Source organism: Nocardia sp. NPDC004722 (genome assembly GCF_053601505.1).
Window position 1 is genome coordinate 1 of record NZ_JBSGBY010000309.1, and the last position, 10,044, is coordinate 10,044.

General features: G+C 70.2%; 8 protein-coding genes. 5 read left to right on the forward strand and 3 right to left on the reverse strand.

Annotation, left to right across the window (positions count from 1 at the left end; all coding sequences use genetic code 11):
* On the forward strand, positions 1-183 hold a 183-nt coding region (locus tag ACWELQ_RS26740; protein ID WP_452399799.1), incomplete at its 5' end, for a hypothetical protein.
* A gap of 85 nt (positions 184-268) precedes the next feature.
* Here the strand turns inward: ACWELQ_RS26740 and ACWELQ_RS26745 are convergent.
* Both ACWELQ_RS26745 and ACWELQ_RS26750 read right to left on the reverse strand, forming a co-directional pair.
* Complete coding sequence (locus tag ACWELQ_RS26745) at positions 269-1,231, reverse strand: serine/threonine-protein kinase (protein WP_452399800.1); 963 nt, start codon at positions 1,229-1,231, stop codon at positions 269-271.
* Positions 1,232-1,329: 98 nt separating this feature from the next.
* On the reverse strand, positions 1,330-4,692 hold the full coding sequence (locus tag ACWELQ_RS26750) for an error-prone DNA polymerase (protein WP_452399801.1): 3,363 nt from the start codon (positions 4,690-4,692) through the stop codon (positions 1,330-1,332).
* 150 nt (positions 4,693-4,842) lie between these two features.
* On the opposite strand from ACWELQ_RS26750, the gene ACWELQ_RS26755 reads away from it, so the two are divergent.
* The 4 genes from ACWELQ_RS26755 (at position 4,843) to ACWELQ_RS26770 (ending at position 9,329) form a co-directional block, all read left to right on the forward strand.
* Positions 4,843-5,826 (forward strand): SDR family NAD(P)-dependent oxidoreductase, encoded by a 984-nt coding sequence (locus ACWELQ_RS26755; protein ID WP_452399802.1) that lies wholly within the window; start codon positions 4,843-4,845, stop codon positions 5,824-5,826.
* Between the two features lie 133 nt (positions 5,827-5,959).
* Positions 5,960-7,123, forward strand: a complete 1,164-nt coding sequence (locus tag ACWELQ_RS26760) for a sensor histidine kinase (protein WP_452399803.1) — start codon at positions 5,960-5,962, stop codon at positions 7,121-7,123.
* Positions 7,124-7,126: 3 nt separating this feature from the next.
* Positions 7,127-7,783 carry a response regulator gene (locus ACWELQ_RS26765; RefSeq protein WP_452399804.1) on the forward strand — a complete coding sequence of 219 codons (657 nt, stop codon included), beginning with the start codon at positions 7,127-7,129 and terminating at the stop codon, positions 7,781-7,783.
* A gap of 79 nt (positions 7,784-7,862) precedes the next feature.
* Entirely contained in the window at positions 7,863-9,329 is a 1,467-nt protein-coding gene (locus ACWELQ_RS26770; protein ID WP_452399805.1) for a hypothetical protein, read from the forward strand.
* Here ACWELQ_RS26770 and ACWELQ_RS26775 read toward each other — a convergent pair.
* The gene (locus tag ACWELQ_RS26775; protein ID WP_452399806.1) at positions 9,280-9,951 is read right to left on the reverse strand and encodes an amino acid--tRNA ligase-related protein; all 672 of its coding nucleotides are present in this window, start codon (positions 9,949-9,951) and stop codon (positions 9,280-9,282) included. The two genes, ACWELQ_RS26770 and ACWELQ_RS26775, sit on opposite strands and share 50 nt — an antisense overlap.
* Positions 9,952-10,044: the final 93 nt, after the last annotated feature.

Below are 10,044 nucleotides of genomic sequence, written 5' to 3' on the forward strand. Positions count from 1 at the left end.
AACCAGCAGTGGGGCGGCGGAGGCGGCGACTACGACTTCGGCGGCGGCGGTGACTCCGGCGGCGGGGGCGACTTCGGCGGCGGCGGCGATTTCGGGGGCGGCGACTCCGGCGGCGGGGGCGACTTCGGCGGCGGCGGCGATTTCGGGGGCGGCGACTCCGGCGGCGGGGGCGGCGACTTCTGATCCGCGCCGACCTCGGCGAAACATGCTGGCGTGCCCGGTACTTCACCCGAAGTACCGGGCACGCCCGTCTCCGCCGAAGACCTCGCTACCGTCGCGAGGCGGTTTCGGAGCCGCGGCCATAGCGCCGCCGCACCCGGTAATACCAACGCGCCAAGGGGTTCTCGACGGCGGGCACGGTCCTCGACATCTGTTCCGGCGGAGCGGACCTGGGCGCGACCCGCGCGGCGGCCGCAGGGGCGGTCAAGGCTTGCCGAGCGGCCATGGCGAAGGCGGTGCAGGAGGGGTAGCGGCCGGCGGGATCTTTCGACAATGCGGTGGCGAGGACCGCGTCCAGGGCCGGGGGCAGGTCGGGGCGGCGCAGGCGCAGCGCGGGCGGCGCGCCGTGCAGCCGAGCCTGGATGAGGGCGGCGGGATTGCCGCTGGGGTAGGGCGGTCCACCGGTGAGGAAGTGGAAGAGGGTGCAGGCCAGGGAGTATTGGTCGGTGCGGTGGTCGAGGGGGTTGCCGAGGAGTTGTTCCGGGGCGGCGTAGGCGAGGGTGGCGGTGAAGGTGCCGGTGCGGGTGAGACGGGTGGCGGCGTCGTGCAGCTGGGCGATGCCGAAGTCGGTGAGCAGGGCGCGGGGTTGCGTGCCGCGTTCCAGGAGGATGTTGGCGGGCTTCACATCCCGGTGCAGGACGCCGCGTCCGTGCGCGTGGTCGAGGGCGGCGGCCACCTGCGCGATGATGTGCACGGCGGCGGCAGGCGGCGGGGTGGCCGATTCGGCGTCGGGCCCGTCGACGTACTGCATGGCGATCCACGGCACGTCCCGTTCCACGCCGCGATCGTGTGCCGCGACGATGTTCGGATGCTCGAGCCGCGCCACCGCCTCGGCCTCGCGTTCGAAGCGCCCGCGAATCTCTTTGTCGGCGAACATCTCCGGGCCGAGCAGCTTCAACGCCGCCCAGCGCGGCAGCCGCGGATGCCGCGCGAGATAGACCGATCCCATGCCCCCGCGCCCCAGCAGCCTTTCGATGGTGTATCCGGCGAACACGTCGCCCCGCTGCAACAAATCCCCACCCCTGTATGTGTCTGTCGAGCCAGAACCCTACCGGCATCCTCGCCACGCGCGCCCACCGTGACAAGCGAAATAGCCTGTCCGCGCACGCTTCAGCGGAAGTCCCGGGAGCGACCCTCGATGCGCAGGTCCATGCGCTGCAGGTGTTCGGCGACGATGGTGACCGCGCCTTCGGCGTTCTGCACCCGGCCGCGGATGAGCAGGGCGGGCGCGGTGGTGGCGAGGCGGCGGTAGCGCGCCCACAGTCCGACCGAGCAGACCACGTTCACCATGCCGGTCTCGTCCTCCAGGTTCAGGAAGGTGACCCCGCCCGCGGTGGCGGGCCGCTGCCGGTGGGTGACCGCGCCGCCGACGAGAACCCGTGCGCCGTCGCGAATGTCGAGCAGCCGGTCGGCCGGGATCACGCCGAGCGCGTCGAGCCGCTCGCGCAGGAATTCGGTCGGATAGCTGCCGGGCGAGACGCCGGTGGCCCACACGTCGGCGGCGGCCAGCTCCAGGGCGCTCATGCCGGGCAGGGCGGGGGCGGCGGTGGCCGCGCCGGTGCCGGGCAGCCGGTCGGGGCGTTCCCCGGCGGCCGCGCCCGCCGCCCACAGCACCTCGCGGCGGGTGGCGCCGAGACTGCCCAGCGCGCCCGCGGTGGCGAGCGCCTCCGCCTGCGGCACCGAAAGTTCGACGCGCCCGGTGAGATCCAGGAACGACGTGTACGGCCCGAGCTCGCGGGCGGCCACGATCTGCTCGGCCAGGTCGGTGCCGATGTGCCGGACCGAGGCCAGCCCCAGCCGGATCTCCATGCCCTTCGCCTCCAGGGTGGCCTCGGCCAGGCTGTGGTTGATGTCGGGCCCGTGCACCGCCACTCCGTGCCGGCGGGCGTCGGCGACCAGGGATTGCGGCGAGTAGAACCCCATCGGCTGGGCGCGCAGCAGGCCCGCGCAGAAGGCCGCCGGATGATACAGCTTGAACCAGGACGAGTAGAACACCAGCGACGCGAAACTCTGCGAATGACTTTCCGGGAAACCGAAATTCGCGAAGGCGCACACCTTCTCGTAGATGCGGTCGGCGATCTCGCCGGTAATGCCGTGCAGGTCCCGCATGCCCTGATAGAAGCGTTCTCGCAGCCGCTCCATCTTCTCCGGTGAGCGTTTGGATCCCATGGCGCGGCGCAGCTGATCGGCCTCGGCGGCGCTGAATCCGGCGATGTCCACGGCCATCTGCATGAGCTGCTCCTGGAACAGCGGGATGCCGAGGGTGCGTTTGAGCGAATTCTCCAGTGCCGGATGGTCGTAGACGGCCTTTTCCCGGCCGTTGCGCCGCCGAATGTAGGGGTGCACCGACCCGCCCTGGATCGGCCCGGGCCGGATCAGCGCCACCTCCACCACCAGGTCGTAGAAGGTGCGGGGTTTCAGGCGCGGCAGGGTCGCCATCTGCGCGCGGGATTCCACCTGGAACACGCCCACCGAGTCGGCGCGGCACAGCATGTCGTAGACGGCCGGTTCCCCGAGATCGAGCTGATGCAGTTCGACGGTCTGGCCCTTGTGCTCGGCGACCAGGTCGATCATGTAGTGCAGCGCCGAGAGCATGCCGAGCCCGAGCAGGTCGAACTTCACCAGCCCCGCCGACGCGCAATCGTCCTTGTCCCATTGCAGGACACTGCGATTGGCCATGCGCGCCCATTCCGTCGGGCACACGTCGGCGATGGGCCGGTCGCAGATCACCATGCCGCCGGAGTGGATGCCCAGATGCCGCGGCAGGCCCTCCAATTCACCGGCCAGCGCGAGCACGTCGTCCGGGATCTCGGTGTGCTGCTCCTCGGCCACCCCTGTCCACCGGCTCACCTGTTTGCTCCAGGCGTCCTGCTGTCCGGTCGAAAAGCCCAGGGCGCGTGCGGCATCCCGCACCGCGGACCGGCCCCGATAGGTGATCACATTGGCCACCTGCGCCGCGTACTCGCGCCCGTATTTGGCGTAGACGTGCTGGATCGCCTCCTCACGCCGATCCGATTCGATGTCCACGTCGATGTCCGGCGGCCCGTCCCGTTCCGGGGACAGGAAGCGTTCGAACAGCAGCTGATTGGCGACCGGGTCCACATTGGTGATGCCGATGGCGTAGCAGACGGCCGAGTTGGCGGCCGAACCTCTTCCCTGGCACAGGATGTCGTTGTCGCGGCAGAAGCTGACGATGTCGTGCACCACCAGGAAGTAGCCCGGGAAGTCCAGTTCCGCGATGACGCGCAGTTCGTGCTCGAGTTGCGCGTAGGCGGCCGCGTTCCCCGCACGCGATCCGTAGCGCCTGGCCGCGCCCCTGAAGGTGAGTTCGCGCAGCCACGAGTTCTCGTCGTGCCCGTCAGGTACGTCGAAGGGTGGCAGTTCCGGTGCGATGAGCCGCAGGTCGAAGGCGCATTCCCGGCCCAGCGCAACGGCATTCGCGACGGCCTGCGGGCAGTCGGCGAACAGCCGCGCCATCTCGTCGCCGGAGCGCAGGTGCGCGCCGCCGGTGGGCGCCAGCCAGCCCGCCATGTCGTCGAGGCTGGATCGGGCTCGGATGGCGGCCAGCGCCATGGCCCGCCGTCGTTGCGGGGGTGCGGCGAAATGCGCTCCGGTGGTGGCGATCACGGGCAGCCCGACCTGGTCGGCGAGCGCGATGAGCCGGGCATTGCGCTCGTCGTCCTCCGGAATCCCGTGATGGGTGAGCTCCACGCTCACGTGTTCGCTGCCGAAGCGTTCCACGAGGTCGCGCAACGCCGCCTCGGCCGCCGGGTCGCCCTGTGAGAGCGCCTGCCGCACAGTGCCTTTGCGGCAGCCGGTGAGGATGTGCCAGTGCCCGCCCGCCGCCTCGGTGAGCCGGTCGAGGTCGTAGCGCAGGATGCCTTTCTCCCCCGCCGCCATGTGCGCGGCGGCCATCTCCCGCGACAGTCGCCGGTAGCCTTCCTGCCCGCGCGCCAGCACCAGCAGGTGGGGCCCGGCGGGATCCGGTGTGCCGGTGCGCGGTTCGGAGTTCAGCGCGTCGGCCTCGTGGTCGCGGCCGCGTCGCCGGCCGCGCGGCACCAGGTGCGCCCCGGCGCGGGCGGCGGTGCCGATGGACAGTTCGGCCCCGAAGATGGTCGGCATCCCCCATTCCCGCGCGGCCTCCGCGAAGCGCACCACCCCGTAGAACCCGTCGTGGTCGGTGAGCGCGAGCGCCTCCAGGCCCAACCGCACGGCCTCCTCCACCAGTTCCTCGGGCTGACTGGCCCCGTCGAGGAAGCTGTAGGCGGAGTGGGTGTGCAGTTCGGCGTACGGGGTTCCGGACCGCTCGACCGGCCCGAGTTCCCCGGCCTCGTATTTCTCTCGCTTGCGGGACCAGGCCGGACTGTCTCCGCCATCACCGTCGACCCGCGGTCGCGAGCGCGCCGGATCCGGTCGCCCGGACAGCACCCTTTCCATTTCCGCCCAGGACGGCGGGCCGTTGTTCCAGCCCACGACCACACCTCCTTCGCAAATCCGACCGGTCTCGAGTATCGAACATACATTCGAAACCGATCGGTCTCTACGACGGCACGGTCACAGTTCGTGGCGCCCGAACTTACTTTGGAGTAAGTTCTAGGCAATTCCACCTGCAAGGGAGCAGCGATGAGTGATACCTCCGCAGATCACGCCGGTTATCTGGCCCGTCGGCGCGCCCAGCGCGACCTGACCGGCAAGCACATCGTCATCACCGGCGCGTCCTCCGGCATCGGCCGTTCGGCCGCGTTCGCCGTCGCGGAGAAGGGCGCGGTCGTCATCCTGCTGGCCCGCCGCGCCGACGAGTTGTCCACCGTGGTGGACGAGATCACCGCCGCGGGCGGGCGGGCCTTCGGCTACCCGTGCGATGTCACCGATCAGGAATCCGTGGACAAAGCGCTGGCGACCATTCTCGATACCCACGGGCACGTCGACATGCTGGTCAACAATGCCGGGCGTTCCATCCGCCGCGCCGTGCATCGCTCCACCGACCGCATGCACGACTTCGAGCGCACCATGGCCGTCAACTACTTCGGCGCGGTACGCATGACGCTGGGCCTGCTGCCGCAGATGCGCGAGCGCAAAGACGGTCACATCGTGAACATTTCGAGCGCCGGCGTCCAGGTCGCCACCCCGCGCTTCGCCGCCTACCTGGCCAGCAAGGCCGCCCTCGACAAGTTCGCCGAGGTGACGGCCGCCGAAATGCGTTCCAGCAATATCACTTTCACCACCATCCACATGCCCCTGGTGCGCACCCCCATGATCACCCCCAGCGGCGACCAGGGCACCGGCACCCAATCCCCCGAATGGGCCGCCGCCACCATCGTCCGCGCCCTCACCGAGCGCCCCCGCCAGATCGATGTGCCGATCGGCACCCTGGCCGAATACGGCCAGCTCTTCGCCCCCGGCATCAAGGAACGAGTCCTGCACCGCTACTACCGCGCCATCCCCGACTCGGCCGCCGCCAAGGGCGAAGCCACCCCCGAACCCGACACCACCGACGTCGAGATCATCACCCCTCAACGCCGCCGCCGCACCGTCCCACCCGCCGTCCGCGTCACCGGCACCGCCCTCCGCCGCGCCGCCCGCCTGGTCCCCGGCACCCACTGGTAACTCCCCCACAGGCATTCGCCATCACCGGTCCCGCCCATGCGTGGGCGGGACCTGCTCGCTCTCGGGTATGACGACGGGATCATCCTTGCGCGGGAGGCGGTCCGGGTCGGGGGTGGGACAGACTCGAGGGGCTATGGGTATTCAGGATGTCGCGGCTCGGGGGATGTTCGGGTGGGTGCGGGAGACGCCCGGGTGGGTGGTGGACCTCGTCGTCACGGCGTTGGTGACGGTGGTGACGGTCGCGCCGCAACTGGCAGGGCACCGGCCGTGGTGGGTGGTCGTGGCGGCGCTGGTGGCGGCGGTGCCGTTGCTGTGGCGGCGGCGGGCACCCTTGGTGACGGGGGCGGTGGTCGGGACGGCGATCACCGTGCTCGCGTGTGCGCACGCGCTGCCCGCGCTGCCGTATGGAACCGTGGTGTGCGCGTACACGATTGCCGCGTACAGCGGGTCGGCGGCGCGCTGGACGGCCGCGGCGGTGGGGGTGCTCGGGATCCTGGCGTCCTTGGCGCTGCCCAATGAACCGGTCCAGTCTTATGGGTATGCGGCGCTGTCATTTTCGACCGCGTGGACACTGGGGACGGGAGTCCGGGCGCGGCATGCGCAGATCGAGTTGCTGCGGGAGCGGGCGCGGAGGCTGGACGAGGAGCGGGGTGCGGCAGTGGCGCGGGAGCGGGTCAGGATCGCCCGGGATGTGCACGATATCGTCACGCACGCATTGGGTTCCATGATCGTGCAGGCCGAGACCGGACCCATCCTGACCCGCACCGATCCCGGCCGCGTCGACACCGTCTTCGCCGGAATCGCGGAGACCGGCCGAAGCGCGGTCCGCGACCTGCGGCACAGTCTCGCCGTCCTGCGCGACGACCCCTCGTTCGACGGGTTCGGCGCGGAGCAGCCCCGCCATCAGCCGGGCATCGCGGCCATCCCCGATCTGGTCGACGGCGCGCGGCGCGGTGGCCTGACCGCCGAACTCGTCGAGAACGGCACGCGCCGAACGGTATCCAGCGAGGTGGATGTGACCGCCTACCGGGTGGTGCAGCAGGCCCTGGCCAATACGCTCGAGCACGCGCATGCCGACCGGGTGCGGGTGACGCTCGACTGGTCGGAAGGTCATCTCTCCCTGCGGATCCGCGACGACGGCGTGGGCGCGGAATCGGAGCCGAGGGCGACGCGTGGCGGATCGGGGCTGGCGGGTATGCGGGCTCGTGTCGAGTCCTGTGGTGGGCGGTTGTTCAGTGAGCGGTCCGACCCCGGCTTCCTCGTTCGCGCCGAAATGCCTCTTTCCCAGGAGATCTGAGCCATGCGTGTGCTCGTCGTCGATGATCAGGAGTTGTTCCGCAGCGGCTTCGCCCTGATCCTGTCGACCGAACCCGATATCACCGTGGTGGGTGAGGCCGCCGACGGAGCGGAAGCCGTCGCACTGGCCGAGTCGCTCGCACCCGATGTGGTGGTGATGGATATTCGCATGCCGCGATTGGACGGCGTGGAGGCGACAGCCCGGATCTGTGCGCGCAGTGCGGCGAAGGTGCTGGTGCTGACCATGTTCGATGTGGACGAGTACGTCTATGCCGCATTGCGGGCCGGGGCCAGCGGGTTCCTGCTCAAGGATGCCCGGCGGGAGGAACTCGTCGCCGCCGTGCGGGTCGTCGCCGCGGGCGAGGCGCTGCTGGCTCCCACGGTGACCCGACGGGTCATCGCCCAGCTGGCCGGGCAGGGTAGTCCGCGGCCGGAGTTGGCGAACCGGCTCGGGGAATTGACCGAGCGGGAGCGCGGTACCTTGCGCGAGCTGGCGCGCGGGCAGTCCAACGCGGAGATCGCGCGGGCGTTGACGGTCAGCGAGCACACGGTGAAAACCCATGTGAGCTCGGTTCTTTCGAAGCTTGCGCTGCGTGACCGCGCGCAGGCGGTGGTGTTCGCCTACGAAGCGGGCCTGATCGTCCCCGGCCGCGACGCCTGACACATGGGCCGCGAGAGCGAGAAGCGGCTCGCTCTTGTCGGCGATGTGCGCGGGCAGCGATCCGACCAGCATCGATGGGGTGACAAGCACAAGAATTGCCGAGGGTCCCGGGCGGACCCTCGTTCCCCCGAAGGGGCTGCTGGTGGTCGCCGCGGCGGTCGTGTCGGCGGTGCTGTGGAAGTTCGGCACCGGCATGCATCCGTGGCCCGGGTTGGTCGCTCTCGCACCGCTTCCCGTCCTGTCGATCGCCCCCAGGGTGTCGGCCCGGGTGGCCTTCGCGGCCGGGTTCGGGTCCTGGTTCGCCGGAGCGATCCCCTACCTGTACTACTTCCTGCACACCGTCGAGCAGCCGCCGGTATCGGCGTTCGGCCTGACGGTGGGTACGGCGACGGTGTACGGCGGGTTGATCGTGTTGACCCGCACGCTGGTTCGACGCGGCCGCGTCTGGGCGGCGGTGCTGGCACTGCCGTCCGGGTGGGTCGTCATGGAGTATCTGATCTCGGCGGGCGGCCCGTTCGGGGCGTGGTGGAGTCTGGCCTACACGCAGACCGATGTCCTGCCCTTGATCCAGGTGGTGTCGCTGACCGGGTGGCTGGGCCTCTCGTTCCTGGTGCTGCTGGTCCCGGCGCTCCTGGCGGTGCTGATCGATCCGGCCACCCCGCGTCGAGTTCGAATGAGCTGGGCCGCGGCCGGACTCGCGATAGTGATCGCGGTGTGCGGCTACGGCTGGGCGCGGCTGTCGGAGCCCGACGGTGCCACGGTCCCGGTCGGCCTGGTCGCCGTCGCCCAGCCCGAGGATTATGTGCCGGTGGATTCCGCCGACGGCCGGGACATGATCGCTCGGGTGGTGGCCGAGGTGGAGCAGCTCGCCGATCGAGGCGCGAAGGCCGTCGTACTGCCCGAGAAGGCCTGGCGTGCCACCGAATCCAGCCTGCCGGTGCTGGCCGATCAGCTCACCGAGGTGGCGAACCGCCGCGGCGTGCACGTCATCGCGGGCGTCCGGCTCACCCGCGGCGATGCCAGCGTGAACGCCGCCATCGACTATCCCTCCGGTGTCGTCTACGAAAAGCATTACCTGGTACCGGGTTTGGAGGATGACCTGCGCCCCGGCCACGAGTGGACGCAGGTCCCCGGCACCTCCTGGGCGCTGGCGATCTGCTTCGATCTCGACCGCCCCGCCCTGGTCCGCGCCAACCGCGCCAGGGGCGCGACCCTGCTGCTGGTCCCGGCCCTGGACTTCCGGGTCGACCGCCGCCTGCACAGCCGCATGGCCGTGCTGCGCGGCGTCGAGTCCGGTGTCGGCGTGGCCCGTGCGCCCCAACTGGGCGAGCTCGTCGCCAGCGACGCGCACGGCCGCCTGCTCGCCACCGCCGACACCGATATCACCGTGACCCGCGCCGTCCTGGCCGATATCCCCGAGGCGGGCCCCGAGACCTTCTACGCCCGCCACGGCGACTGGTTCGCCGCCGTGGCCGCCCTGCTGTTCACCGCGACGCTCACGGCCGCAGTCGGTGGGTATCGCGCGGGAAAAGGGTTGCCCACCTGACATTGTCGAGCCCGAGCAGCCGAGACACCCACCGCTCCAACCCGATCGCGAATCCGCCATGCGGCGGCATGCCGTACCGCATGGCCTCCAGGTACGCCGGATAGCGGTCCGGGTCGTCCCCGCGCGCGGCGAGAGCTCGCAGATAGTCGGCATGGTCGTGCAACCGCTGCCCGCCAGTGACCAGCTCCAGACCTCGGAACAACAGGTCGAAGGAGTTGGTCCAGCGTGGGTCGCCGGTTTGCGGATGGGTGTAAAAGGGCCGCTTGGCGGCGGGATACCCCTCGACGGCGAGAAAGTCGCACCCGAACCGTTCCAACGCCCACTTCCCCAGCAGCCGTTCATGTTCGGGCGCAAGGTCAAGCTCCTCCGCTGCGGCACCGACGATGTCGAGCGCCTCGGTGAAATGAATCACCGGAATGTCCTGCGGCACCTCCGGCAACTCGATCCCCAGCGTCGCGACCGCCGCCGTGGCCCGGACGCTCTCGACCATCGCGGCGAGCGTGTCCCGCAGCACCGCGAGCACGTCCCGGTGATCGTCGATGAACCCGAATTCCGCGTCCAGCGAGGTGTATTGGTTCAGATGCCGGGTGGTGTCGTGCGGTTCGGCCCGAAAGACCGGCACGGGAATATCAACCCGTTGTCCATCGACTACGCCTGTCGGCCTCGCCTTAGGTCCCGACTCACCCTGGGCGGATTAACCTGGCCCAGGAACCCT